We start from the raw sequence: 23,735 nt of genomic DNA, 5'->3' as shown, positions 1-23,735 counted from the left end.
CACGAAAACTAGTTGGCCGCAGCCGGCTTGCGAAGGAAGACCACCAGTGGACTCACCACCAGCATCACCACCAGCAAAATCTTGAATTGACCGATCAGCGCGATAAAAGCCGCCTGGCCCGTGATCATTTCGTTGAGCCCTTCCAGGGCTTGCAGGGACGTCGGCACGGAAAGCGCAGCGGCGCGATAAGGCGTCAGGTTGCTGACCAGCGCCGAGTGCATCGCTTGCGTGTTGTTGAAGAAAAACAACTGCACAATCGCAACGCCCAGCGTGCTGCCGTACACCCGTGACAGGTTGAACAAACCGGTGCCTTCCGGACGCAACGCGGGGTCGAGCGTGCTGAACGCAACCTTGGTCAGCGACGGCATCAGCACGCCGATGCCAATGCCCTGAACCGCACCGGCCACCGCCACCGGCCACTCGTCCATCAACGGCGAATAACCGAGCATCAGCCAGTTGGCATAGACCACCAGGGCGACGCCTGCCGCCACGAACCCGCGGCGGTCGAAACGCTCGGGAACACGCCCCATCAGCAGGAAAGCGCCGACCAGTCCGACGCCACGCGGGATCGTCAGGAACCCCGTGGTGTCCGGCGGGTAGCCGAGAATTTCGTCGAGCATCGGCGAGGTCAGCGCCATGGTCGACAACAGCACGAAACCCACGGCGAAAAAGATGACTGTCGACAGCACAAAATTGCGGTCGTCGAACAAACGCTTGTTGAGAAAATGCACCTTCGCCGTCAGCACATGCACCGCGAACAGATAGAACCCCAGTGCACTGCCCAGCGCTTCCAGACAGATCTCGGTCGAGGCAAACCAGTCCAGCCGTTCACCACGGTCGAGCAGCATTTGCAGGCTGATCAAACCCAGCGTGAAAGTGCCGAAGCCAAAGAAGTCGAATGACGGCCGCTGCACGGCCTTCTTCTCCTTCAGCAAAAGCGCCATCACCAGGAAGATGTAGGCCGACAACGGCAGGCTGATGTAGAAGATTGGCCGCCAGTCGAAGTGTTCGCCAACCCAGCCGCCGATGCTCGGCCCGCTGACGATGCCGAACAGCACAATGGCGGTCCACGTCGCGCCAAACTTCGCACGCTTCTCGAGGGCCAGGGTCTCCATTGAAATCGCCATCGACAGCGGCGCAAGCACGCCACTCGCGAGCCCCTGGATGATCCGCGCGCCGACGAATTCCAGCGACGTCGTGGCCAGCGTCGCAAGCAGCAAGCCAAGGGCAAAAAAGGCCAGAGCGGTCAGATAAACACGCTTCAAGCCATAACGCCCGGCGAGCCATTGCGCGACCGGCAGGGTGATGGCGCTTGCCGCGAGGTACGAGGTGAAGATCCAGCCTGCCTGATCGTCGGTCATCGACAGGCTGCCCTGAATCAACCTGAGTACCGCGTTCGGAACAGGCAGGTTCGCCGACTGCATGTACGTCGCCAGCAGCGCCGCGAACCTCAGCGCATGCGCGCCCTCTCCCGCCGGGTGTCCACTCTGTTGGCTGTTCATCAGGCGCCACCCGCAGTCAACAATGCCTTGAGCGGATGCCACCACGGCGTGCGATAGCCGGTATCAACCTTGACCGTGGCGCTGGTGCCCGAGAACAGCGCCTGGGCAGGATCCGCCTCATCGAGTTCGAGGCGTACCGGAACGCGCTGCACCACCTTGACCCAGTTGCCGGTCGCGTTTTCTGGCGGCAGCAGGGCGAAGTCCGAGCCGGCCCCCGGGCTCATGCTGGTGACGTGGGCCTTGAATACGTGATCGGGATAGGTATCGATGCTGATGGTCGCTGCCTGCCCGGGGCGCATATGGGTGACCTGCGTCTCGCGGAAGTTGGCCTCGACCCAGATCTCACGATCGGACAGCAGCGCAAACGCCGGCGCGCCATTGCTGACGAAGTTGCCCACCTGCAAGTCGTCAACCTTGGCGACAATGCCATCGTCCGGCGCGTACACCGTCGCATACCCGAGGTAGAGCTGCGCCTCGTCCAGTTGTGCCCTGGCCTCGCGCACCGTCGGGTGACTGTCCGCGTCGATGTTCGGGTTGCCGCTGAGCGCGACGACGGTGCTGGCGATCTGTTGTTCGATCGACGCAATGCGCTGCCGTGCCACTTTCAGGTCGGTGTCCGCGCGCTCGTAAACGGCCCGCGAAACAAACTCGGAGGCGACCAGCGCTTTCTTGCGGGCGAACTCTTTCTGGTCGAAATCTGCCGACTCCCTGGCGGACTGCAACTCGGCCTGCTGCTGCCGGTAACTGGCCTTGAGCCCATCGATGCGCAGCCGCGCGACGCTCAACTGTGCTTCTGCACGGTTGACCGCGATCTGAAACGGCTCCGGGTTAATGCGAAACAGCACCTGGCCTTTGTGCACAGGCTGATTGTCCTGAACCGCAATCTCGACGACCTGGCCGGAAACACGTGCATTGATCGAGGCCTTGGCCACCCGGGCGTAGGCGTTGTCGGTCGAAACAAAGGGCTCGCCTGCCTGATAGCGTGCGTAGCCAAACGCGGCGAAAAGCAGCGGCACACCGACCATCAGCACGGGCCGCATTTTCGCTTTGAGCGGTTTCTTCACGGGCGCGTCAGCCGGGTTCGCACCGGGATGCCCGAGGGTCTGTGTCGCTGAGAGATCGAACTGTTTTGTCATGATCGAATACACCTTTAACCGGGAAATCGGGCTAACACCCACTGGAACAGCGCCTTACCGTGTGCGGTCGGGAGGATCGCTCCGCCGCACCTGTTTCGTAGCCGCAATACCCCGATCGAGCTCCGCTACAACAAACCCGCAAGCAAGGAATTTCTGATTCCTTAATTTTGTGCGATGGTGTAAGAATATAGCCACGCCACCCCCAGACTCAAGGATTTTGTACGACATGGCACAAAATAAAACTACCGAGGGCAAAGGACGCGGCCGTCCTCGCGCCTATGACCCGCAGACCGCCTTGCAGCAAGCGCTCGGTGTGTTTTGGAACACCGGCTATTCCGGTGCGTCTCTGGACAGCATCGCCAGCGCAGCCGGGATGAACCGGCCGAGCCTGTACGCCGCATTCGGTGACAAGCACGCGCTCTATATCAAAGCGCTTGAGCAGTATTGGGAGTTCGCCGCCGCCGCCATGCACGAGGCGCTGACGAGCGAAGAGCTGACGTTGCGCCAGGCATTGATGCAGTTTTACGAGGGGCAGTTATCGATCTACTTCTCGGGTGACGGCCAACCCCGTGGTTGCTTTGCGATTGGCACGGCGACCACCGAAGCGGTCGAAGATCCGGAAATTCGCGATGTACTGTCGGATCGACTCAGCCGACTGGATGCCGACCTGGAAGCGCGTCTGCGCGTGGCCATTGATAAAGGAGAGCTCAAGGACGATGTCGACGCTGCGGCCCTCGCCGTGCTCGCCTCCTCCCTGCTGCACAGCATTTCCATCCGTGCGCGGGCGGGCAAATCCCGGGCGGAACTGACCGGGCTGGCACGCAATGCGGTCAATGTGATCTGCGGTTGAGCGACATCATGACGGGCAACAGACTCGAAGACAGGCTGGCCGAGCATCTGGCGGTGGTTTTTTGCGGCATTAACCCCGGCATGATGGCCGCCGCCCAAGGGCACCATTTTGCGGGCCGCAGCAATCGCTTCTGGCGCACCCTTCATCTGGCCGGCTTTACGCCGCAGGAAGTTCGTCCGGAAGATGACCGGACAATCGTGCAGTATCAATGCGGATTAACCGCCGTGGTTGAGCGACCAACGGCGCGCGCGGATCAGTTGTCGGTGGATGAATTCATCGCCGCCGCCGCGCAGTTTGAACAGAAGATCGCGCACTATGCGCCACGCTGTGTGGCTTTTCTCGGCAAGGCCGCCTATGGCGCGTTATCCGGCCAGCGCAACGTGGCCTGGGGGCTTCAGTCGCAAACGTTCGGTAACGCCTCGGTCTGGGTCTTGCCCAACCCCAGTGGCCGCAATCGCGCTTTCACCCTGGATCAACTGGTTGACGCGTATCGACAACTCTATCTGGCCCAACTTGGTGTTAAATAGCACGCTGTCGCGTAATGCAGTGCAACGAGAACGGATATGAGAACCCATTTTGAGAAAAGTGATGCCCCTGAGCCAACGCTCCCGCGTGATGGAAACATTCAACCCGTCACCCCTCAGCAGCCGGTGGTAAGCGCATGATCGAAGTCACTGAAGTGTCCATTGCCGAACTGCGCGCGGCGCTCGAATCCGGGCAGACCACCGCCGTCGAACTGGTGCAGGCTTACCTGGCCCGGATCGATGCCTACGATGGCCCGGACACCGCCACCGCGCTCAACGCCGTGGTGGTGCGCAATCCCGAGGCGCTCAATGAAGCGCGGGCGTCCGATGCCCGTCGGGCCAAAGGTCAAACGCTGGGGCCGCTCGATGGCATTCCCTATACCGCCAAAGACAGTTATCTGGTCAAAGGGCTGACCGCCGCCTCTGGCAGCCCCGCTTTCGCCCACCTGATTGCCTATCGCGATGCGTTCACCATCGAACGGCTTCGCGCCACGGGTGCGATCTGCCTGGGCAAAACCAACATGCCACCGATGGCGAACGGCGGCATGCAGCGCGGGGTCTACGGCCGTGCCGAAAGCCCGTACAACGCTGACTACCTCACCGCCCCTTTCGCCTCGGGCTCGTCGAATGGCGCCGGGACGGCGACCGCCGCCAGTTTCGCAGCCTTTGGTCTCGCGGAAGAAACCTGGTCGAGCGGTCGCGGTCCGGCCTCGAACAACGGTTTGTGCGCCTACACGCCGTCGCGCGGGGTGATCTCGGTGCGCGGCAACTGGCCGCTGACGCCGACCATGGACGTCGTCGTGCCCTTCGCCAGAACCATGGCCGACCTGCTTGAAGTGCTCGACGTGGTGGTGGCGGAAGATCCCGACACCCGTGGCGATCTGTGGCGGCTGCAACCCTGGGTGCCGATTCCGAGCGTCGCCTCGGTGCGCCCGGCGTCCTATGCCGAACTTGCGGCGAACACCGATGCACTCGTCGGCAAACGCCTCGGCGTTCCGCGCATGTACATCAACGCCGATCCCGACGCGGGAACGAGCGACGCACCGGGCATCGGTGGGCCGACGGGGCAGCGCATCAACACGCGTCCATCGGTGATCGGGCTCTGGGAAGAGGCCCGTAAGGCACTCGAAGCGGCGGGTGCCGAAGTGATTGAAGTCGACTTCCCGCTGGTCTCCAATTGCGAGGGTGATCGTCCGGGTGCGCCGACGGTGTTTACCCGAGGCCTGGTGTCGAAAGAGTTCCTGCACCATGAGTTGTGGGACCTGACGGCCTGGGCATTCGATGATTTCCTGCAGGCCAACGGCGACCCGAAATTGAACCGTCTGGTCGATGTCGACGGGCCGCTGATTTTCCCGCACGACCCGGGAACCCTGCCCAACCGCGAAGGCGACCTGGTCGCCGGCATGGACGAATACGTGCGGATGGCCGAGCGCGGCATCACCCCGTGGGATCAGATTTCCACAGTGCCTGATGGCTTGCGCGGGCTGGAAAAAACCCGTCGAATCGACCTGGAAGACTGGATGGATCGGCTGGGGCTCGATGCGGTGCTGTTCCCGACGGTGGCCGACGTTGCGCCGGCGAATGCCGATGTCGACCCGGCCTCTGCGGACATCGCCTGGAGCAACGGCATCTGGGTGGCCAACGGCAACCTCGCCATCCGGCATTTGGGTGTGCCAACGGTCACCGTACCGATGGGCGTGATGCCGGACATCGGCATGCCCGTCGGCCTGACGTTTGCCGGTCGCGCCTACGACGATTCGACGCTGCTGCGCTTCGCATCGGCATTCGAATCGACGGGGACCAAGCGCATGATCCCGCCTCGAACCCCACCGTTGTCGACCGCTAAAAAGTAGAACCGAGCGGTTTCACAGGGCAAGGCGTTGGTCGAAATTTTCTTCCTTGAGAATATCGAACAACGCCTGCGCCGCCGCCGACAACTCCACCCCAGGCTTGGTCAACACCCCGATCGCCCGTTCCACCACCGGGTCACGCAGGGTAATGCACCGTGCGCCCAACTCGCGCATCTGCCCGGCACACAACGCCGGCACCGCGCTCACCCCCAGGCCGCTGGCGACCATTCTCCCGACTGTCGCCAACTGATGGCTTTCAAATTCCACCGGCAACTTCATCCCCCGCGTTTGCAAGTGCTCCTCCAGCATCACCCGCACCGTCGACGGTCGCTGCAAGGTAATGAAAGGCTCTTCAAGCAACGTCTGCCAATCAATGTCTTCGCGTTCTGAAAAAGGCGAATCGAACGGCACCACCGCCACAAACCGGTCCCGGTACAACGGCGTGAATTGCAGCGACGAACTTTGCGTCGGTTCAAACGCTACGCCCAACTCGACCTGCCGATCGCGCACCATTTCCAGCACCTGCTCGTTGATCACGTCATTCACCGTGACGTTGACCTTGGGATAGCGTGCGCGAAACGTCTTGAGGATCGGCGGCAGCAAGTTGCCGGCAAACGACGGCATCGCCGCCAGCGTCACGCGCCCGCGCTGCAGGGTAAAACGCTGGCGCAATTCGTCCTCGACATTGTCCCAGTCCGCGATCAATCGGCGGGCCAACGGCACCAGGGACTCACCCTCGGGCGTCAACGCCACGTTGCGCGTGTTGCGGGTAAACAGCCGCCCGCCCAGGCCCTCCTCCAGCGCCTTGATGGTCAGGCTCAGCGCCGATTGCGACAGGTGCAATCGTTCGCAGGCGACGGCAAAACTCAGACTCTGGGCCACCGCCAGAAAGGCGCGGATCTGCTTGACTGTCATAGGCTAACTGCTCCAGTAATGAGCGCAGGTGCTTTCTGTAGGAACATGGCTTGCCCGCGATGGCGTCCTGGAGATCGTCATCGCGGGCAAGCCATGCTCCTACAGGATTTATTGGTGAGTTTTATCTATCAATCAACCTTAAAAATCAACTTAACAAATAAATCCTCCAGCGCGACACTCCATCCCATACGGCTAGCCAGCCGCCCACAAAGAATAAAAGAGGTGCATATGGCAGGTTTCGACAAGCGCGTGAGTTCCTACGAGGAAGCTCTGGCAGGTCTTGAAGACGGCATGACCGTGATTGCCGGCGGCTTCGGCCTGTGCGGCATTCCGGAAAACCTGATCGCCGAGATCAAGCGCAAAGGCACCCGTGACCTGACCGTGGTTTCCAACAACTGCGGCGTCGACGGTTTCGGTCTTGGCGTGTTGCTGGAAGACCGGCAGATCAAAAAAGTAGTGGCCTCCTACGTTGGCGAAAACAAGCTGTTCGAAGACCAACTGCTGAAAGGCGAAATCGAAGTCGTCCTGACACCTCAAGGCACCCTCGCCGAAAAAATGCGCGCAGGCGGCGCCGGTATCCCGGCATTCTTCACGGCTACTGGCGTCGGCACCCCGGTCGCCGAAGGCAAGGAAGTGCGCGAATTCCACGGTCGCAAGTACCTGATGGAAGAATCCATCACCGGTGACTTCGCCATCGTCAAAGGCTGGAAAGCCGACCATTTCGGCAACGTCATCTACCGCCACACCGCCCAGAACTTCAACCCGCTGGCCGCCACCGCTGGCAAGATCACCGTGGTCGAAGTCGAAGAAATCGTCGAACCCGGCGAGCTGGACCCGGCGCAGATCCACACCCCTGGCATCTACGTCGACCGGGTCATTTGCGGCACGTTCGAGAAGCGCATCGAACAGCGCACCGTGCGTAAGTGATCCCCTGCCCCCGGACCGAATGAAGGAATAACAACAATGGCACTTTCCCGCGAACAAATGGCTCAACGCGTCGCCCGCGAAATGCAGGACGGCTTCTACGTGAACCTGGGCATCGGCATTCCGACCCTCGTCGCCAACTACATTCCCGAAGGCATGGAAGTCATGCTGCAGTCGGAAAACGGCCTGCTCGGCATGGGTCCTTTTCCTACTGAAGAAACCATCGATGCCGACATGATCAACGCCGGCAAGCAAACCGTGACCGCGCGTACCGGCGCGTCGATCTTTTCCTCGGCCGAGTCCTTCGCGATGATTCGCGGGGGTCATGTCGACCTGACCGTGCTCGGCGCCTTTGAAGTCGACGTACAAGGCAACATCGCCTCGTGGATGATCCCCGGCAAGCTGGTCAAGGGCATGGGCGGCGCGATGGACCTGGTGGCCGGCGCAGACAACATCATCGTCATCATGACCCACGCGTCCAAGGACGGTGAGTCCAAGCTGCTGTCCCAATGCAGCCTGCCGCTGACCGGTGCCGGTTGCATCAAGCGCGTACTGACTGACCTGGCGTATCTTGAAATCGAAAACGGCGCGTTCATTCTCAAAGAGCGTGCGCCGGGCGTCAGCGTCGAAGAGATCGTCGCCAAGACTGCCGGTAAACTGATCGTGCCGGATCACGTTCCGGAAATGCAGTTCGCTGCCCAGTGAGGAATCATTCCATGCAAGAAGTCGTCATTGTCGCCGCCACCCGTACTGCCATCGGCAGCTTCCAGGGCTCGCTGGCCAATGTGTCCGCCGTAGACCTCGGTGCTGCGGTGATCCGTCAGTTGCTGACGCAAACCGGCCTGAACCCGGCTGAAGTCGATGAAGTGATCATGGGTCAGGTGTTGACCGCCGGCGCCGGGCAAAACCCTGCGCGTCAGTCCGCGATCAAGGCAGGCCTGCCGTTCACCGTGCCGGCCATGACCCTGAACAAGGTCTGCGGCTCGGGCCTCAAGGCCCTGCACCTGGCCACCCAGGCGATTCGCTGCGGCGACGCCGAGGTGATCATTGCCGGCGGCCAGGAAAACATGAGCCTGTCCAACTACGTCATGCCCGGTGCACGCACCGGTCTGCGCATGGGTCACGCGCAAATCGTCGACACCATGATCAGCGACGGCCTGTGGGATGCGTTCAACGATTACCACATGGGCATCACCGCCGAGAACCTGGCTGAAAAGTACAGCCTGACTCGCGAACAACAGGACGCCTTCGCTGCGGCCTCGCAGCAGAAAGCCACGGCCGCCATCGAAGCCGGGCGTTTTGCCGATGAGATTACGCCGATCCTGATTCCGCAGCGCAAGGGCGATCCGCTGTCCTTCGCCACCGATGAACAGCCACGCGCCGGCACCACCGCCGAAGCCCTGGGCAAACTGAAACCGGCCTTCAAGAAAGACGGTTCGGTGACTGCCGGTAACGCCTCGTCGCTGAACGACGGCGCCGCCGCCGTGATCCTGATGAGCGCGGACAAAGCCAAGGCCCTGGGCCTGCCGGTGCTGGCAAAAATCGCGGCTTACGCCAACGCGGGCGTGGACCCGGCGATCATGGGTATCGGCCCGGTCTCGGCCACTCGCCGTTGCCTGAGCAAAGCCGGCTGGTCCATCGACCAACTGGACCTGATCGAAGCCAACGAAGCCTTCGCCGCGCAATCCCTGGCGGTGGCCAAGGACCTGGAATGGGACTTGAACAAGGTCAACGTCAACGGCGGCGCCATCGCCCTCGGTCACCCGATCGGTGCGTCGGGCTGCCGTGTGCTGGTGACTTTGCTGCATGAAATGATCAAGCGCGACGCCAAAAAAGGCCTCGCCACCCTGTGCATCGGTGGTGGTCAGGGCGTGGCACTGGCGATCGAACGGGCTTAACGCGTTCAACGGACGGCGCGGGGACCCACGAAGATCCGCGCCATCCGGCAACACCCCTGTAGGAGCCAGCTTGCTGGCGATGGCGGTGCAACATTCAACATTGATGTCGTCTGACACACCGCCATCGCCGGCAAGCCGGCTCCTACAGGATTTGCGTTTATTGCCGCAAACCGTTTCAGGCGAACTTCACGAGGTTCAACACTGGCAACGGCCCACCCGGAAACTGCGCCAACCGCGCGCCGACACTCAACTCCCCAAGATCAATCCCGAAGAAGCCCAAGCGCTCGGTCAACACAACCACCTGAGCTTTCGCCTCGGCATCATCGCCCGACACAAACAGCACCCGCCGACCACCCTCCGCCGCCGGATCACTCTCCAGCAAGCGCGCCGCCAGGTGATTGAACGCCTTCACCACCCTCGCCCCCGGCACCCATTCAGCAAACACTTCGCTGGATGTACGGCCGTGCAAATCCACAGCCTTGAACGACGGCGCCTCAATCGAGTTATTGGCGTCGATCACGATCCGCCCGCCGAAATCAGGCAAACCAGCAAGTGCAGTCGGCAACTTCGACCAGTTGACCGCCACCAGAACGATTGGCTGGGCGGCCGCTTCTTCACGGGTGCCGGCGCGTGCCGTCGGGCCGAGCTCCGCCACCAGGGCGGCCAAGGTCTCCGGGCCACGACTGTTGGCAATGACCACTTCGATGCCCTGACGGGACAAGGCTCTGGCAAACGCTGAACCAATGGCGCCAGCGCCGATGATGCCGATAGTACTCATGGTGATTCACTCCAAGGGGTTGTCGTTGGCGTGAATACTGCGCTTGTCATTAGCCCTTGATTAGCGGGTAATGACTTGAATGATTTTCAAGCATTCATAGCAGGTACCAGACATGGAAACCCTCGCCAACCTCGAATCTTTTGTACGCAGCGCTGAAACGGGCAGTTTTTCCGCCGCGGCACGTTTGCTGGCGCTGACACCCGCCGCGGTCAGCCGCAACGTAGCGATGCTGGAGCGCAATATGGGTGTGCGGTTGTTTCAGCGTTCGACCCGCAAGCTGTCGCTCACTGAAGCCGGTGAGGGTTTTCTGGCCGGCATCGGCGACAACCTGGAGGCGTTGCAAGCGGCGATCAGTGCCGTGAGCAGCGATCGCGGGGAGCCGGCCGGTGTGCTCAAGGTCAGCCTGGCGCCGACGTTTGGCATCGGTCATGTGTTGCCGTTGTTGCCGCAGTTCCTGGCGCGTTATCCGTTGATTCGCCCGGAATGGCACTTCGAAAATCGCCAGGTGGACTTGATTGCTGAAGGTTATGACGCGGCCATCGGCGGCGGCTTCGAACTCACGCCTGGAGTCATCTCACGGACGTTGGCGGCGGCCGATATCGTCGCAGTGGCCTCATCGTCCTACCTGGCAGGACGCACGCTGCCGCGCACGCCGGCCGACCTGATCGGACACACCGGCATTGTGATGCGCGGCATTCGCACCGGGCGGATTCGTCAGTGGGTGATGCACGATCGAGCAGGCCATGAAGAGAGCGCCGGTCTGAACGAAAGCATCGTGCTCAACGATCCTGCCGCCATGCGTGAGGCAGCGCTCCTGGGGCTGGGGGTGACGCTGCTAGTGTTGCCGGATGTGGCAGCGAACATCGAGCGCGGGGAACTGGTGCGCCTGCTGCCGGACTGGCACGCCGATGCGGGGCCGATCTCGCTGTATTACCCAAGCCGGACGCTGATGCCGGCCAAGACCCGGGTGTTCATTGATTTTGTGGTTGAGGCGTTTCAGCGGTAGACCGTGTCATCGTTCATCGCCGGCAAGCCGGCTCCTACAGGTTCACCATGTCCTTGTAGGAGCCAGCTTGCTGGCGATGGCGGCCGAAAAATCACCCAAAAAACTGCAGAATCAACCAACTATTCGCCCCACTGATCACCGCAAACAACCCCCACGCCAACACCCGCGTCGGCAATCGATTCACAAACGGCCCCATCAACTTGTGATCGTTGGTCATGCGAATCAACGGATACAACGCAAACGGCAACTGCAAACTCAGCACCACCTGACTCAACACCAGCAGCTTGCCAATCGCGTTGTCACCCATCAGCCACACACCGATAAACGCCGGGATCAACGCCAGCCCCCGGGTAATCAACCGCCGTTGCCAGCAGGGAATCCGCAGGTTGAGGTAACCCTCCATGATCACTTGCCCGGCGATGGTGCCGGTGAACGTCGAACTCTGACCGGACGCCAGCAACGCGACGCCGAACAGTACGCTGGCCAACGCGCCGCCCACCAGCGGGTCGAGCAAGTGATAGGCGTCCTGAATGTCCACCACATCGGTGTGCCCGGTCTTGTGGAAGGCCGCGGCCGCGAGGATCAGGATCGCCGCGTTCACCAGCAGTGCCAGTGCCAGGGAACCGATGGTGTCGATGCGCGCCAGTTTCACCGCGTCCTGCTTGCTGGCCAGGTCCTTGCCGATCATCCGGGTCTGTACGATCGAGGTGTGCAGGTACAAGTTATGCGGCATCACCGTGGCCCCGAGAATCCCGATGGCCAGGTACAGCGGCGCCGCATCGCCGATGGCCGACAGTGACGGCGTGAAACCCCGTGCGACGTCCGGCCAGTAAGGCTTGATCAGCAACAATTCAACGAAGAAACACACACCGATGGTGCTCACCAGCACCAGCATGATCGCTTCCAGTCGGCGGAAGCCACGGTTCTGCAGGGCCAGCACCAGCAGCGTGTCGAACGCCGTGAGGGCGATGCCGACGCTCAGCGAACAGCCCAACAGCAGATGGAACGCCAGCGCACAGCCGAGTACTTCGGCGAGGTCGGTGGCGATGATCGAGATTTCCGCCAGCACCCATTGGGTCCGTGCGGTCCGCGTGCTGTAGCGCTCGCGGGACAACTGCGCCAGATCGCGCCCGGTGGCAATGCCCAGTCGCGAGCACAAACACTGCACCACCATCCCCGCCAGACTCGCCAGCAACACCACAAACAACAGGCTGTAACCAAACCGCGAACCGGCCTCGATGGCGGTGGCCCAGTTGCCCGGGTCCATGTAGCCGATGGACACCAGCAAGCCCGGTCCGGCGAAACGCAGGACACGTTTGAAAAATGACGCGCGAGGATCAACGGCAACGCTGCCCGCCACTTCCGGCGGACAAAACGGCGCAGTGGCGACTTTGGGCAAACTGAATTTCACGCAAACATTCCAGAAAACAGGCGGGAGGGCGCAGCTTAGACGTTTCGCGCTTTTCGGTGTACAGACAAAACGCAGCTTTTTGCTTTTGTAGGAGCGAGCCCGCTCGCGATGGACGTTAACGATAACGCGTGCATCCTGATTGAACGCGGCGCCCTTGAATCCATCGCGAGCAAGCTCGCTCCTACAATATCAACGGCGGGTGATGTTCAGGGCTTGGCAATGCCCAACAACTGCTCCCGCAACTCGGGATTGCTCGTGCGCGGGTCGAGCCAAATATCAAAAAACGCCCGGGCGAACACCGGGTCCGTCACCTCGTACTGCAACTGCGGGCCGACAAAAAAGCGCGCGCCCTGCCCCGGCAAGTAAACCCCGATGAGTCGGGTCCCGGCCTGCACATCGACAAACGCCTGCTGCATCTGCGCCTGCCATGCCGCGAGTTGCCCGGCACTCACCGATGCGCCCGACAGTCGTTTGATTTCTTCGACGCTGGCCTGGACCAGATCGTCCCGGGAAATCCTGCGCTGATAAATCAGCTCCAGGGCGAACGGCTGGTCGCTCGCAAATGGCTGAGTGGCGCTCCACAGACGAGCGTTGTAGATATCGAAACCGAACATCCGGAACTCGCCGGTACCAATGATTTGAGCACCGGGTAAAGACTCCTGCCAATTGGCCAACGCGTGGTTGCCCAGCAATACCAACAGCCACAGGGTATGACGCAGAGGTGATCGTGGTCGGGTCATGATCGGCTCGATTCAGCGCGTATGGGTTCTGTTACTTATACGCATAAAGTGTTGCTGTACAAGCTTTCAACTTTGTATACAAAAACAGCCAATCCTTAGAGCAATCTACTTGTCGCAATGCTAACGTTGCCGCTTCACTCAGGTCGGAGGCGCCTACGTGCTGCTGCTCAAACTGCTGGTCATTCCCGGGTTTCTCTTACTGATCTCCCTCGCGGGCAAACGCTGGGGCCCGAGTGTCGCCGGTTGGCTGTCAGGGTTGCCGGTGGTAGTCGGGCCGATTCTGTTCTTCCTCGCCATCGAACAAGGCGAAGTGTTTGCCGCGCAATCGGCGACCGCCGCGTTATCCGCGATGTTCGCGATGATTGCCTTCTGCGTAACCTACGCCCAGGTCGCCCAACGCGCGGGATGGCCTTGGGCGCTGACGGTTTCGCTGCTGGTCTGGGCGACAGCGGCGGTGGTGCTGTCGGTGATTCCACCGTCCCTGGTGTTCTCGGTGATCGCCGCCGCGACCGCGCTGCTGGCGGCGCCTTATCTGTTTCCCAAGGTGCAGCCGATCGTCTCCGGCCCGGCACCGAAGTCCGACAAATTGCTGCTGCGCATGATTGCCGGCGCCCTTCTCACTCTCGCGGTCACCTGGCTCGCCAGCACCGTCGGCGAACGCTGGAGCGGCCTGCTCGCGGTGTTCCCGGTGCTGGGCAGCGTGATGGCGGTGTTTTCCCAGCAAACCCGTGGCCCGGCGTTTACCGCCGCCTTGTTGCGCGCCACGGCCACCGGCATGTATTCGTTCAGCGCGTTCTGCCTGGTCCTGGCGCTGACCTTGCCGGGCATGGGCCTGAAGGCTTTTGGCCTGGGCGTCGCGGTGTCGGTCGCCATGCTCGGCGTCACCCGGCGCCTGTTGGCCAAACCGGTGGCAACGCCCGCAACCCGTTCAACTATTTCGAACGAGTAGAACAACAACCCCGTACGTCAATCGAACGGGTTTCGCCCACTATCAGCCTCAGTTCCTGACCAACCACTGACTGAGGCCTACACCATGAAATTCTTTTTCCACCCTTCGCCAAACCCGATGAAAGTCGCCCTGCTGCTTGAAGAACTGCAAACGCCGTACGAATTGATCGGCGTCGACACCTTCAAGGGCGAGCAACACCAGCCAGCCTTTCTGGCGATCAACCCGAACGCCAAAGTGCCAGCGCTGGTCGATGGCGACGCCACCGTGTTCGACTCCCAGGCGATCCTGTTGCACCTCGCGCAAAAACATCAGCGCTTCCTGCCGACCTCCGTTGCCGGCCAGGCCGAACTGCTGTCGTGGCTGATGTTCATCGCCACCGGCCTGTCGCCGTTCTCGGGTCAGGCGGTGCACTTCCTGCACCACGCCCCGGAAGACCTGGCCTACGCAAAAAACCGTTACCTCAAGGAAGTCGAGCGTCATTACCGCGTGCTCGATCAGCGCCTGGCCGACCATCAATACCTGGCCGGCGACACCTACAGCATCGCCGACATGGCGCTGTGGGGCTGGGCCAATTACGCGCCGTACATCCTCGGCGAAAACGGTTTGGCGGCGTACCCGAACGTCAAGCGCCTGTTCGATGAAATCAGCGCTCGCCCGGCGGCCGTACGTGCTCACGGCCTCAAAGAGAAGCTGGTACTGAAAGCGGAATTCGACGAAGAAACCCGTCGCAACCTGTTCCCGCAAAACCAGGCGCAGTAATCCATTCCCCGCATGCGAAGGTGATGAAATGAGTGATCAAGTCGCGTTTATCGTTTACCTGCCAGCCAAACCGGAACGCTTCGCCGAAACAAAGGAGCGCCTGCTGGATGTGGTGCACCAGATGTCGGCCGAGCCGGACTTCGTCAACACCTGGGTCCACCAGTTGCAGGACGAGCCGAACACTCTGGTGCTCTACGAAACCTGGAACTGCAGCAAGGAAGACTTCATCACCCGTCACCTGAGCAAGCCGTATCGCCAGGACTACGAAAAGCTGTTGCCGGAGCTGTTGGCCAGCGACCGTCGGATCGAGTTTCTGGACGTGATCGAGAGCTACCCGGTGCGCCGCGACGTGTAACAGCGTAATCCCCGTGGTGAGGGCCAGCCTCTCACCACGGGCCCCCCTATTACTCGGCGGCGTCGAGTTTATCCAGTGCCTGATTCACCGCCAGCTCCCCAAGCATGATGACCTGCGCAATGCCCAACAGCGAATTGCGACGGGTCCCCTCCATATGATCCGCCAGGTCCATGGCCATGACATTGGCCGATGCCAGCGACTCGCACGCATGGCTGAGCAGGGTCTGGACATCGAGCTCCGGATTGACGCTGAACATGCTGTCGAGTTGCCTTGGCGTGGCGTTGATCAGGGCAATGTGCGCGGCAGGATTGGCGTAAAAGTCGAGGGCGAGTTTGATGGTCTCTTCGAGCTTCTCTTGGTCAGCGCTTTGGGCTGGAGCGGACAGGTCCGGATTCGGGGGATTGGGTGTTGGTTTGGGCATAGATGGAGCTCCGATGCTACTTAGAAGGAGCCATCAACCTCTCGCTACCAAACGGAGGGTGGCGGCCATACGAAGGTTGGTAGACCGGGCATCGGAACCGGCGCCCCCGAAGGAGCCCTGCGCATGGCCACCATAAAACGCAGCCCTGAGAAAGGGCCGAACAAGGTGACGCTATGCGTCGATGCTGAGGGTCTACCAAACCCGATCACTGTGTTTTCAGCGACCGGAAAACAATAGAACCCACCCCAAAAGCGCACAAGCCGGCGGATTCTTACGTACCTGTAGGCAACGACGCAAGGTGTTGTAGCTTTCATGAAGTAACGCTGAGCGCGGTTAAACAACATTCGTGAATGCGTGGATTTGTCCTCATCGCGGTTCCCACAAACGACGTCAAAAATCAAAAACCCAGGGATTTTTCCCACGCGTTTTTCGGGTTGGCCTTCGGAAGTTTGAAGGTTAGCGTGGTAGCTCCAAATCAGGCATGACAGGGGTCCAACTGGCATCCGGCAAGCAAGGTGTCACGCTCCAACACGGATCCATTACGGGAGCAATACGTTGGTCGATACCCCTTGCTCAGCTCGCGACATTTGGCGCTATGATGACGTCAAATGGCGCAAGGAGGTATTCGGTATGCCCGCAGTGACCAAGACAAAGAGCGTTGCCCAAAAGCCTACGGAGGTGCTGTTACGGGGCCGCAAAGGTGATACGCGTATGTTGATCATCCGATACACCCAGGAAGGCTTTGACCTGAACGACGTCAGGGACATGCTTTCCACATCGACGCTGTACATGGAGTACGGCCTCGTTCAGCGCATCACGGGGAAATCCGTGAGAACGGTGCAGCGCTTGGCGAAGGAGACCAAACCAGTGCGGCTAAACCAGCAACAAAGCACAATTGCCTTCCAGTATGCACATGCTTTGGAACACGCCATCAACGTGTTCGGTGACCAACTGTTGGCCGAGGATTGGTTGAAGAAACCCTGCAAATATCTGGAGGGTAATATCCCGCTGGAGCTGATCGACAATTCGCTTGGCTTCCAGGTAGTCGAGGATTACTTGACCCGAATTGAACACGGTGTCTACCAATGAACCCTTTGCCTTGGGATGGGAAATGGCATGCATGGCGGCTTGACCGCGAAGTCTTTAAAAACACATGGGACAGTGGGATCGGAGCCCAACAATCCGGCGGCCGATGGAACCCTCCCGGGCGCCGGGTTATCTACGCGTCGGCGGATCCCTCTACTGCCATTCTGGAAGTAGCGGCCCACGCTGGTTTCGACATGCTCGACAGGGTGCCGCACGTGCTGACGCGTTTCGAAGTACTGGATTCGGACCTGATCAAGATTGTTCAACCCGAAGATGTACCAAACCCGAATTGGCTCACTCCGTCTCAACCCTCGCCCAATCAACAGCATTTTGCTGATGAGTTACTGGCCGAGCATCCTTTCGTACTCATCCCTTCTGCGGTGAGCGATCATTCATGGAATTTGCTCGTGAGCTGTGACCTTGCGGCGGATAAGTTCCAGCTTGTTTCACAGGAGCGCTTTGGACTGGATACCCGGTTGGTCAAATGAGCGTCAGGGTAACCATGATTGTTTATCCCCGGTTCGTTCAACAGAACCCGACCGCCCGTTAGCCCACACTGGAATGCGTCACGACCTCCATGGGATGATCGCCCCCACCGCGAGACCACCCTGGAGATTTTGAATGTCACTGTTGAGTAAAAAAGCCGTTGTCCTGCTGCTTGCAGTGGCTGCCAGCCTGGGGGCTTTGAATGCACAGGCGGCTAAAGAGACAGCGCCCGCGCAAAACGTCTCGATGCTGGGCGGAAAACTCAAATTCAACCTGCCCAAGGGCTTCGTTGCCAACCCGCTGCCGGCGGACGCGACCGGTGCGAGTGGCACCATGTACACCAACGCAACCACGAAAACCGTAGTGATTGCCGCTGAAAACACCATTCCTGGTGGCGTCAACGCCAAGGACAACGACGGTGAGTTCCTCGATACCACGGCGTCCGACTTCGCCACTCAACAAGCCAAGGCACTGCCGGATTTCACCAAGCTCAGCGAGAAAAGCCTGACCCAGAAAGGCACCGGCCTCGGTCTGCGGGAGATCGACAGCATCGCCACCCAGGGCGGCGGCAAGACGCTCGATACCACGCTGATGGCCGCCTCGGGCACGCGCATGGCGCTGGTAAAGGTGATTTCCCGTCTCAGCGACAATGCCGGCCACGAAGCGCTGGTTAAACAGATCGTCAGCGGCAAGTAAGGCTCAGGGGTTGAGGCGCTGCAACCAGGCGCTCAAATCCTGCATTTCGGCGGCACTGATGTTGTGGCCAACGCCTGGGTAGGCATGAAATTCGGGCTTGAGTGACAGGCTCTGCAACAGGCTGTTCGCCTCGGTGCCATCGTTGAAGGGAAGGCGTTTGTCCGCCGTGCCATGCCCGATGAAAATCGCCAGCTTCTGAAGTTTTTCATCGGGTTTGAGCTCGGACTTGAGCACCGGCAAAATTCGCCCGCTCAACGCCGCGATCCCGCCCACGGCTTCGGGATGACGCAACGCGACCTCGTAAGACATGATCGCGCCCTGGCTGAAGCCCACCAGGAAAACCTTGTTCGGTACTGTGTGATATTTCTTCGCAGCCTGTGCGACGAAATCCAGCAACACCGGGCCGCTGGCCTTCAGGTCATCCGTCTCGCCGTTGTAGGCACCTTCACCCTTCTTGCGAAACCACTGATAACTGCCCTCCTCCATGACCATCGGTGCGCGCACCGACAGGTAGTTGTAGTGGACAGGCAATTCATCCTTGATACCGAACAGGTCCTGCTCGTTACTGCCGTAGCCGTGGAGGAAAATCACCAGGGGTTGATTGACCGATTCGGGGTTGGCCTGCTCCAGGTATTTGAGCGGCAGATCGGTGTGCAGCGGGGTTTCAGCGTGGACGGCGGCGGACGCCAGGAGTGTCAGCAGAGCGAGAACCTTCAACATAAACCTTCCTTCACAGAGCGCAGGATTCGGGGCAGAGCCTAACATCTCTTTCAAATCACACACGCCCCCCTGTAGGAGCCGGCTTGCTGGCGATTCAGACCACTCGGTGTGTCAGGCAGACCGCGTTGCCTGAATCGCCAGCAAGCCGGCTCCTACAAGTGTTACGGCGTTAGTCGTTGATCAATTTTCCGGCCCGGATCGCTTCGCGCCCCGCGACTTTCGCCTGCCACGTCCCCGGTTGCGTATACCGCCCGCGATCAATCGCAAACAACACGCCACTGGTGCCAGCACACACGGTGGTCACCCGGTCGCTCAACGGGTCGACCACTTCAAACAATGCATCGCCCTTCTCGACCCATTCACCGGCCTCGCGCAGGAAACTGACCACGCCATGATGCGGCGCAAACAGGTATTCCGTGCCTTCAAACGGCATGCCTTCACAACATTCACTCGGTGCCGCCGGCCAGGTGCCTTTGATAAAACCCTGTTCGGCAAGAAAGCCGAGAATGGCCTCGCAATTGGCCTGAGCCTGATCGACGCGAGTATCGCCCATGCTGCCCAGCTCCAGCGTTGTCGCCAGGTTGGCCGGTGGAATCGTCGCCTCGGGGAATGCCCTTGCCAGGCGCAACCATGGCGAAGAACAGGATTCATCGAAAGAACTGCCGCCGGAATCCTCACACAGCAGCGCAACGCCCGCCTTCAGCCGAGCCGCCAGGGACTTCCATTGCGACCAGTGTTGCGGCAGCGCATAAATATGAATCGCCGCTTCGAAATCGCAATGCAGATCGAGGGTGATGTCGGCATCGCAGGCATGGCGCAGCAGCAAGCGATGCATGGCTTCCAGCTGCGACTTCGGTGCAGGCAATCCGTCGAGAACCTGGCCCATGGCCTGACGAATCAACGCGATGTTGACCTGGACATCGGCGCCCAACTGATCACCGATCAGCTCACCGACCGGCGCACTCAGCTCAACGAACGAGCGGTTGAAGTTCTTGCCGCTGCCGAGTTCGAAACGGCCCATGTGACTGCCTTGCAGGTGCTGGTCCAGGCCGATGGGATTGGCCACTGGAACCAACTCGATCACGCCTTGCAACTGACCTTGGGCTTCGAGTTCGGCCAGGCGTTTTTTCAGCTCCCACGCCGTGCGCATGCCCGGCAGTTCGTCCGCGTGCAGGCTGGCCTGGATGTAGACCTTGCGCGAGCCCGTGCCGTAACGAAATACGCTGAGGGTGCGTTCGGAGCCCAGGTGGCTCCAGGGCAATGGGTGGTCGATGCGTTGCATGAAACTACTCCTTCAATATCAAACACTGAGACCCCCTGTGGGAGCGAGCCTGCTCGCGATAGCGGTGTGTCAGTCGATACAAATGTTGACTGATACACCGCTATCGCGAGCAGGCTCGCTCCCACAGGGTTCTCATTTCATTAAAGAGAACATAAAAAAAGTGGCAACCGCCTTCACGGTTGCCACTTTCTTATACGGCTGGATTACTCGCCGTAAACATCAAAATTGAAGTACTTGTCCTGCACTTGCTTGTACTTGCCGTTGGCACGGATTTCAGTGATGGCGGTGTTGAATTTGTCCGCTAGCTCTTGATCACCCTTGCGCACAGCGATGCCGGCGCCGCCGCCGAAGTACTTGGCGTCTTCGTAGGTTGGACCCACAAAAGCGAAGCCCTTGCCTGCGTCGGTTTTCAGGAAACCGTCGTCGAGGTTGACCGAGTCGGCCAGCATCGCATCGAGGCGACCGGAGACCATGTCCAGGTTGGCTTCCTGCTGCGAGCCGTAACGCACCAGGACAATACCGGCCGGTTGCAGCACTTCAGTGGCGAAGCGGTCGTGAGTACTGGCGCGCAGCACACCGACTTTCTTGCCCTTGAGCTCGGTCAGCGGATCCTTGACGTCGGTGCCTTCCTTCATCACGAAGCGCGCCGGGGTGTGGTAGTACTTGATGGTGAAATCGACGTTTTTCTTGCGGTCGTCGGTGATGGTCATGGACGACAGGATCGCGTCGATTTTCTTGACCTTCAGGGCCGGGATCAGGCCGTCGAACTCTTGCTCGACCCAAGTACATTTCAGTTTCGCCTGCTCACACAGCGCGTCGCCGATATCGACGTCGAAACCGGTGAGTTTGCCGTCAGGGGTTTTCATCGAGAATGGCGGGTAACCGGCTTCGATACCGATGCGGATCGGCTTGGCGTCATCGGCCACAGCGGTCAGGGACAACATCGACAGTGCCAGGGCACCGAACATCACTAGCTTCTTCATTTATAACTCCTGTGGGCGGAGGCTTTTATTGGCAGCGTTCGATTGGTAGCGTTCGGTCAGCGCTTTTTTGTTGGAGAAAACCGAAGTGGCGGGCAGTCTAGAGCGGCTTCAGGCGCGTAAATTGTGCATATGCGACAAATACTTATAGAAAAGGCGAGCTGAATGAACGATGAGATTCGCACGTTGAACCTGATCCAGCACCACCCCGCCGAAGGACCGGGTGCAATTGCCGACTGGGCTGCCTCCCGGGGATTGTCGCTGAACGTCTACCGCGCCGACCTCGGTCAATTGCCGCCAGTCAGCGCGGAACCGGCGGTTTTATTGGGCGGGCCCTATGAGTCCAACGCCGGCCCCGCATGGCTGGAGGCTGAACGCCAGTGGCTCGCGCGCAGCCTGGAACAGGGCGCGGCGGTGTTTGCGATTTGTCTGGGGGCGCAGCTGTTGGCGCTGAGTCTGGGCGGGAATGTGCGGCGAATGGATCGGACCGAAACCGGCTGGACGCCAGTGCGCTTTGCCGATGGCCAGGTATTGAAGGTGCTGGAATGGCACGAAGACGCCATCGACTTGCCGCCTGGCGCGCAGCTACTGGCCAGCAGCGATCAGTGCGAGCAGCAGATGTATCGCGCAGGGCCTGCGCGGGTGGGTTTGCAGTTTCATCCGGAGTGGAATGCCGAATCGGTGGCAACGCTCAATGCGCACTTTGCCGAGGAATCGCCGCTGCCACGGGGAGCACCGGACAGCGCCGCCCATGCCGCCGTTTTTGACTGGTTGCAGGTGACGCTGGATGAGTGGCATTCGGCAATTGATCGATGATCGCAACCTGTAGGAGCCGGCTTGCTGGCGATGGCGTCCGTTCAGGCGATAAATGTGCCAACTGATCCACCGCTATCGCTAGCAAGCCAGCTCCTACAGGGGAATGCATTTCATGTCGGAAGTGCGTTTTTCAGCATTCGCAGCCGATTGCGGTTGTGGCTGGCCGTTGCACCTCAGTACTCAACTCAAACCCTTCATCCAGCCACCCGGTCACTCCGCCGATCATTTCCTTGACCGGGTAGCCCAGCGCCGCCAGTTTCACCGCGGCTTTGTTGGCACCATTGCAATGCGGCCCGGCGCAATACACCACGAACAGCGTGGATTTGGCATAGCCAGCCACCCCTTCAGCAGTCAGCAGTCGTCCCGGAAGATTGATCGCGCCCGGCACATGACCACGCTCGAACGCCAGCGGACCGCGCACGTCCACCAGTACAAAATCCACTTCACCTGCCTGCTGGCTGCCGTGGACGTCGGAACAATCGGTCTCAAAGGTCAGACGGTTGCTGAAATGCATCAGGGCAATGGCCGATGGGGCGGCGGGAATGTTGCGGACCAGGCTGGTCATGAGCGGTACTCCAACGTTTGGGTGGGTGTGAGAAGACTTTATCCGCCGTGCGCTTGCGGCTAAAGTGGCGCACAAGACACCTACCGGGAATTTTCCGCCAAATGCAGCCCAACCCTGGATTAGTCGCGATTCTGGCCTACGACGGCCTCTGCACCTTCGAATTCGGCATCGCCGTGGAGATATTCGGCCTGGCGCGCCCGGAGTTCGATTTCCCGTGGTACGAACACCGGATCGTCGCCGTGGATCAGGGCCCGATGCGCGCCATGGGCGGCATTCAGGTGCTGGCCGATGGCGGCATGGAACTGCTCGGCGACGCCCGAACCATCATCATTCCCGGTTGGCGTGATCGCAACGCTGCGGTGCCTGAAGCGTTGATCACCGCCCTGCGTCAGGCCCATGCGCGGGGCGCACGGTTGCTGTCGATCTGCTCAGGCGTGTTCGTCCTGGCAGCGACCGGTTTGCTCGACGGTCACGGTGCCACCACGCATTGGCGCTACACCTCGGAACTGGCGGCGCGTTTCCCGAACATCCTGGTGGACCCTGACGTGCTCTACGTCGACTCGGGCCAACTGATCACTTCGGCGGGCAGTGCTGCTGGTATCGATGCGTGCCTGCATCTAGTGGCACGGGATTTCGGCACTCAGGTGGCCAACTCGGTGGCACGACGGTTGGTGATGTCGCCGCAACGCACCGGCGGCCAGGCGCAGTTCATTCCGACGCCAGTCAGTCCTACGCCGCGCAGCGATCTTTCCCGCGTGATGCAATGGGTTCGGGAGCGTTTGCATGAACCGCTTGAGGTCCGCGACCTGGCCAGCGAGGCGGCCATGAGTGAACGGACATTCCTGCGTCGGTTTACCGAAGCCACAGGCATGCCGCCCAAAGCGTGGTTGCAGCATGAACGCCTGGCGCGGGCCCGTGAATTGCTGGAGAGCACGAGCAGAAACACCGACCAGATCGCCGAGCAGTGTGGTTATCGCTCAGTGGAAAGTTTCCGGGTGGCGTTTCGCAATGTGGTCGGCGTGCCGCCGTCGGTGTATCGGGAGCGATTTGGGCGGGAGGCCAAAGCGAATTTTTGAGGTGCGTTTG

The 23,735-nt window shown here is 60.5% G+C and carries 26 protein-coding genes; 15 read left to right on the top strand and 11 right to left on the bottom strand.

Annotated features, from left to right (window positions below):
* Nucleotides 1-8: 8 nt before the first annotated feature.
* Both KGB24_RS08905 and KGB24_RS08900 read right to left on the bottom strand, forming a co-directional pair.
* On the bottom strand, nt 9-1,502 hold the full coding sequence (locus KGB24_RS08905; protein ID WP_223415677.1) for a DHA2 family efflux MFS transporter permease subunit: 1,494 nt from the start codon (nt 1,500-1,502) through the stop codon (nt 9-11).
* Nucleotides 1,502-2,638: an HlyD family secretion protein gene (locus tag KGB24_RS08900; protein WP_223415676.1), complete on the bottom strand. Its 1,137-nt coding sequence runs from the start codon at nt 2,636-2,638 to the stop codon at nt 1,502-1,504. The genes KGB24_RS08905 and KGB24_RS08900 overlap by 1 nt, the downstream gene beginning before the upstream one ends.
* A gap of 226 nt (nt 2,639-2,864) precedes the next feature.
* Here KGB24_RS08900 and KGB24_RS08895 point away from each other — a divergent pair, with 226 nt between their 5' ends.
* From KGB24_RS08895 to KGB24_RS08885, 3 genes are all read left to right on the top strand, one after another.
* Entirely contained in the window at nt 2,865-3,488 is a 624-nt protein-coding gene (locus KGB24_RS08895) for a TetR/AcrR family transcriptional regulator (RefSeq protein WP_207286147.1), read from the top strand.
* Between the two features lie 8 nt (nt 3,489-3,496).
* On the top strand, nt 3,497-4,015 hold the full coding sequence (gene mug / locus KGB24_RS08890; protein ID WP_223415693.1) for a G/U mismatch-specific DNA glycosylase: 519 nt from the start codon (nt 3,497-3,499) through the stop codon (nt 4,013-4,015).
* Between the two features lie 134 nt (nt 4,016-4,149).
* Nucleotides 4,150-5,865: an amidase gene (locus tag KGB24_RS08885; RefSeq protein WP_223415675.1), complete on the top strand. Its 1,716-nt coding sequence runs from the start codon at nt 4,150-4,152 to the stop codon at nt 5,863-5,865.
* A gap of 12 nt (nt 5,866-5,877) precedes the next feature.
* Here the strand turns inward: KGB24_RS08885 and KGB24_RS08880 are convergent, their stop codons facing one another.
* Nucleotides 5,878-6,777, bottom strand: coding sequence for a LysR family transcriptional regulator (locus KGB24_RS08880; protein WP_008026715.1), 900 nt, complete (start codon nt 6,775-6,777; stop codon nt 5,878-5,880).
* A 228-nt stretch (nt 6,778-7,005) separates the two neighbouring features.
* Here KGB24_RS08880 and KGB24_RS08875 point away from each other — a divergent pair, with 228 nt between their 5' ends.
* From KGB24_RS08875 to KGB24_RS08865, 3 genes are read left to right on the top strand one after another with little or no spacing between them, the layout of a single operon-like run.
* The gene (locus tag KGB24_RS08875) at nt 7,006-7,704 is read left to right on the top strand and encodes a CoA transferase subunit A (RefSeq protein ID WP_008026716.1); all 699 of its coding nucleotides are present in this window, start codon (nt 7,006-7,008) and stop codon (nt 7,702-7,704) included.
* Nucleotides 7,705-7,740: 36 nt separating this feature from the next.
* The gene (locus KGB24_RS08870; RefSeq protein WP_008026717.1) at nt 7,741-8,406 is read left to right on the top strand and encodes a CoA transferase subunit B; all 666 of its coding nucleotides are present in this window, start codon (nt 7,741-7,743) and stop codon (nt 8,404-8,406) included.
* An 11-nt stretch (nt 8,407-8,417) separates the two neighbouring features.
* On the top strand, nt 8,418-9,599 hold the full coding sequence (locus tag KGB24_RS08865; protein WP_207286150.1) for an acetyl-CoA C-acetyltransferase: 1,182 nt from the start codon (nt 8,418-8,420) through the stop codon (nt 9,597-9,599).
* Nucleotides 9,600-9,774: 175 nt separating this feature from the next.
* Here KGB24_RS08865 and KGB24_RS08860 read toward each other — a convergent pair whose 3' ends face one another.
* A complete protein-coding gene (locus tag KGB24_RS08860; RefSeq protein ID WP_223415674.1) occupies nt 9,775-10,377 on the bottom strand; it encodes an NADPH-dependent F420 reductase in 603 nt (200 codons plus the stop codon).
* 112 nt (nt 10,378-10,489) lie between these two features.
* On the opposite strand from KGB24_RS08860, the gene KGB24_RS08855 reads away from it, so the two are divergent.
* Nucleotides 10,490-11,383 carry a LysR family transcriptional regulator gene (locus KGB24_RS08855; RefSeq protein WP_223415673.1) on the top strand — a complete coding sequence of 298 codons (894 nt, stop codon included), beginning with the start codon at nt 10,490-10,492 and terminating at the stop codon, nt 11,381-11,383.
* Between the two features lie 91 nt (nt 11,384-11,474).
* Here the strand turns inward: KGB24_RS08855 and KGB24_RS08850 are convergent, their stop codons facing one another.
* Together KGB24_RS08850 and KGB24_RS08845 are read right to left on the bottom strand one after the other, a co-directional pair.
* The gene (locus KGB24_RS08850) at nt 11,475-12,794 is read right to left on the bottom strand and encodes an Nramp family divalent metal transporter (RefSeq protein WP_223415672.1); all 1,320 of its coding nucleotides are present in this window, start codon (nt 12,792-12,794) and stop codon (nt 11,475-11,477) included.
* 206 nt (nt 12,795-13,000) lie between these two features.
* Entirely contained in the window at nt 13,001-13,534 is a 534-nt protein-coding gene (locus KGB24_RS08845) for a chalcone isomerase family protein (protein WP_223415671.1), read from the bottom strand.
* Nucleotides 13,535-13,691: 157 nt separating this feature from the next.
* On the opposite strand from KGB24_RS08845, the gene KGB24_RS08840 reads away from it, so the two are divergent.
* The 3 genes from KGB24_RS08840 to KGB24_RS08830 all read left to right on the top strand — a co-directional run bounded on the left by KGB24_RS08840 (nt 13,692) and on the right by KGB24_RS08830 (nt 15,597).
* Entirely contained in the window at nt 13,692-14,483 is a 792-nt protein-coding gene (locus KGB24_RS08840; RefSeq protein ID WP_008044943.1) for a hypothetical protein, read from the top strand.
* 84 nt (nt 14,484-14,567) lie between these two features.
* On the top strand, nt 14,568-15,242 hold the full coding sequence (locus KGB24_RS08835; protein WP_008026724.1) for a glutathione S-transferase family protein: 675 nt from the start codon (nt 14,568-14,570) through the stop codon (nt 15,240-15,242).
* Between the two features lie 28 nt (nt 15,243-15,270).
* Nucleotides 15,271-15,597, top strand: coding sequence for a putative quinol monooxygenase (locus tag KGB24_RS08830; RefSeq protein ID WP_192418420.1), 327 nt, complete (start codon nt 15,271-15,273; stop codon nt 15,595-15,597).
* Between the two features lie 49 nt (nt 15,598-15,646).
* Here the strand turns inward: KGB24_RS08830 and KGB24_RS08825 are convergent, their stop codons facing one another.
* Nucleotides 15,647-16,018, bottom strand: coding sequence for a DUF6124 family protein (locus KGB24_RS08825; protein ID WP_223415670.1), 372 nt, complete (start codon nt 16,016-16,018; stop codon nt 15,647-15,649).
* A 630-nt stretch (nt 16,019-16,648) separates the two neighbouring features.
* On the opposite strand from KGB24_RS08825, the gene KGB24_RS08820 reads away from it, so the two are divergent.
* The 3 genes from KGB24_RS08820 to KGB24_RS08810 all read left to right on the top strand — a co-directional run bounded on the left by KGB24_RS08820 (nt 16,649) and on the right by KGB24_RS08810 (nt 18,286).
* A complete protein-coding gene (locus KGB24_RS08820; protein WP_207286155.1) occupies nt 16,649-17,107 on the top strand; it encodes an antitoxin Xre/MbcA/ParS toxin-binding domain-containing protein in 459 nt (152 codons plus the stop codon).
* Nucleotides 17,104-17,592 carry an RES family NAD+ phosphorylase gene (locus KGB24_RS08815; protein WP_223415669.1) on the top strand — a complete coding sequence of 163 codons (489 nt, stop codon included), beginning with the start codon at nt 17,104-17,106 and terminating at the stop codon, nt 17,590-17,592. The genes KGB24_RS08820 and KGB24_RS08815 overlap by 4 nt, the downstream gene beginning before the upstream one ends.
* Before the next feature lie 133 nt (nt 17,593-17,725).
* Nucleotides 17,726-18,286 carry a hypothetical protein gene (locus tag KGB24_RS08810; protein WP_223415668.1) on the top strand — a complete coding sequence of 187 codons (561 nt, stop codon included), beginning with the start codon at nt 17,726-17,728 and terminating at the stop codon, nt 18,284-18,286.
* Between the two features lie 3 nt (nt 18,287-18,289).
* On the opposite strand, the gene KGB24_RS08805 is transcribed toward KGB24_RS08810, so the two are convergent.
* From KGB24_RS08805 to KGB24_RS08795, 3 genes are all read right to left on the bottom strand, one after another.
* Entirely contained in the window at nt 18,290-19,006 is a 717-nt protein-coding gene (locus KGB24_RS08805; RefSeq protein WP_223415667.1) for an alpha/beta hydrolase, read from the bottom strand.
* A gap of 169 nt (nt 19,007-19,175) precedes the next feature.
* On the bottom strand, nt 19,176-20,288 hold the full coding sequence (locus KGB24_RS08800; RefSeq protein ID WP_223415666.1) for a succinylglutamate desuccinylase/aspartoacylase family protein: 1,113 nt from the start codon (nt 20,286-20,288) through the stop codon (nt 19,176-19,178).
* A gap of 203 nt (nt 20,289-20,491) precedes the next feature.
* A complete protein-coding gene (locus tag KGB24_RS08795) occupies nt 20,492-21,271 on the bottom strand; it encodes an ABC transporter substrate-binding protein (RefSeq protein ID WP_192228756.1) in 780 nt (259 codons plus the stop codon).
* Between the two features lie 162 nt (nt 21,272-21,433).
* On the opposite strand from KGB24_RS08795, the gene KGB24_RS08790 reads away from it, so the two are divergent.
* Nucleotides 21,434-22,084, top strand: a complete 651-nt coding sequence (locus KGB24_RS08790; protein WP_263287237.1) for a type 1 glutamine amidotransferase — start codon at nt 21,434-21,436, stop codon at nt 22,082-22,084.
* A gap of 130 nt (nt 22,085-22,214) precedes the next feature.
* Here the strand turns inward: KGB24_RS08790 and KGB24_RS08785 are convergent, their stop codons facing one another.
* A complete protein-coding gene (locus KGB24_RS08785) occupies nt 22,215-22,649 on the bottom strand; it encodes a rhodanese-like domain-containing protein (RefSeq protein ID WP_223415185.1) in 435 nt (144 codons plus the stop codon).
* Between the two features lie 101 nt (nt 22,650-22,750).
* Here KGB24_RS08785 and ftrA point away from each other — a divergent pair, with 101 nt between their 5' ends.
* Complete coding sequence (ftrA, locus tag KGB24_RS08780) at nt 22,751-23,725, top strand: transcriptional regulator FtrA (protein ID WP_223415184.1); 975 nt, start codon at nt 22,751-22,753, stop codon at nt 23,723-23,725.
* Nucleotides 23,726-23,735: the final 10 nt, after the last annotated feature.

The sequence above is a fragment of the Pseudomonas sp. BF-RE-25 genome, assembly GCF_019956105.1.
In the GTDB taxonomy this organism is placed as follows: domain Bacteria; phylum Pseudomonadota; class Gammaproteobacteria; order Pseudomonadales; family Pseudomonadaceae; genus Aquipseudomonas; species Aquipseudomonas migulae.
The sequence above is the reverse complement of the archived record's forward strand: the minus strand, read 5'-3'. Positions and strand labels throughout refer to the sequence as shown.

Bases quoted from the DNA above. Each gene is read 5' to 3' on its own strand.
- KGB24_RS08785 (WP_223415185.1), bottom strand. From the start codon at position 22,649: ATGACCAGCCTGGTCCGCAACATTCCCGCCGCCCCATCGGCCATTGCC.
- KGB24_RS08845 (WP_223415671.1), bottom strand. From the start codon at position 13,534: ATGACCCGACCACGATCACCTCTGCGTCATACCCTGTGGCTGTTGGTA.
- KGB24_RS08905 (WP_223415677.1), bottom strand. From the start codon at position 1,502: ATGAACAGCCAACAGAGTGGACACCCGGCGGGAGAGGGCGCGCATGCG.
- ftrA (WP_223415184.1), top strand. From the start codon at position 22,751: ATGCAGCCCAACCCTGGATTAGTCGCGATTCTGGCCTACGACGGCCTC.
- KGB24_RS08875 (WP_008026716.1), top strand. From the start codon at position 7,006: ATGGCAGGTTTCGACAAGCGCGTGAGTTCCTACGAGGAAGCTCTGGCA.
- KGB24_RS08805 (WP_223415667.1), bottom strand. From the start codon at position 19,006: ATGTTGAAGGTTCTCGCTCTGCTGACACTCCTGGCGTCCGCCGCCGTC.
- KGB24_RS08855 (WP_223415673.1), top strand. From the start codon at position 10,490: ATGGAAACCCTCGCCAACCTCGAATCTTTTGTACGCAGCGCTGAAACG.
- KGB24_RS08885 (WP_223415675.1), top strand. From the start codon at position 4,150: ATGATCGAAGTCACTGAAGTGTCCATTGCCGAACTGCGCGCGGCGCTC.
- KGB24_RS08800 (WP_223415666.1), bottom strand. From the start codon at position 20,288: ATGCAACGCATCGACCACCCATTGCCCTGGAGCCACCTGGGCTCCGAA.
- KGB24_RS08820 (WP_207286155.1), top strand. From the start codon at position 16,649: ATGCCCGCAGTGACCAAGACAAAGAGCGTTGCCCAAAAGCCTACGGAG.
- KGB24_RS08870 (WP_008026717.1), top strand. From the start codon at position 7,741: ATGGCACTTTCCCGCGAACAAATGGCTCAACGCGTCGCCCGCGAAATG.
- KGB24_RS08830 (WP_192418420.1), top strand. From the start codon at position 15,271: ATGAGTGATCAAGTCGCGTTTATCGTTTACCTGCCAGCCAAACCGGAA.
- KGB24_RS08835 (WP_008026724.1), top strand. From the start codon at position 14,568: ATGAAATTCTTTTTCCACCCTTCGCCAAACCCGATGAAAGTCGCCCTG.
- KGB24_RS08900 (WP_223415676.1), bottom strand. From the start codon at position 2,638: ATGACAAAACAGTTCGATCTCTCAGCGACACAGACCCTCGGGCATCCC.
- KGB24_RS08790 (WP_263287237.1), top strand. From the start codon at position 21,434: ATGAACGATGAGATTCGCACGTTGAACCTGATCCAGCACCACCCCGCC.
- KGB24_RS08860 (WP_223415674.1), bottom strand. From the start codon at position 10,377: ATGAGTACTATCGGCATCATCGGCGCTGGCGCCATTGGTTCAGCGTTT.
- KGB24_RS08795 (WP_192228756.1), bottom strand. From the start codon at position 21,271: ATGAAGAAGCTAGTGATGTTCGGTGCCCTGGCACTGTCGATGTTGTCC.
- KGB24_RS08880 (WP_008026715.1), bottom strand. From the start codon at position 6,777: ATGACAGTCAAGCAGATCCGCGCCTTTCTGGCGGTGGCCCAGAGTCTG.
- KGB24_RS08825 (WP_223415670.1), bottom strand. From the start codon at position 16,018: ATGCCCAAACCAACACCCAATCCCCCGAATCCGGACCTGTCCGCTCCA.
- KGB24_RS08815 (WP_223415669.1), top strand. From the start codon at position 17,104: ATGAACCCTTTGCCTTGGGATGGGAAATGGCATGCATGGCGGCTTGAC.
- mug (WP_223415693.1), top strand. From the start codon at position 3,497: ATGACGGGCAACAGACTCGAAGACAGGCTGGCCGAGCATCTGGCGGTG.
- KGB24_RS08865 (WP_207286150.1), top strand. From the start codon at position 8,418: ATGCAAGAAGTCGTCATTGTCGCCGCCACCCGTACTGCCATCGGCAGC.
- KGB24_RS08810 (WP_223415668.1), top strand. From the start codon at position 17,726: ATGTCACTGTTGAGTAAAAAAGCCGTTGTCCTGCTGCTTGCAGTGGCT.
- KGB24_RS08895 (WP_207286147.1), top strand. From the start codon at position 2,865: ATGGCACAAAATAAAACTACCGAGGGCAAAGGACGCGGCCGTCCTCGC.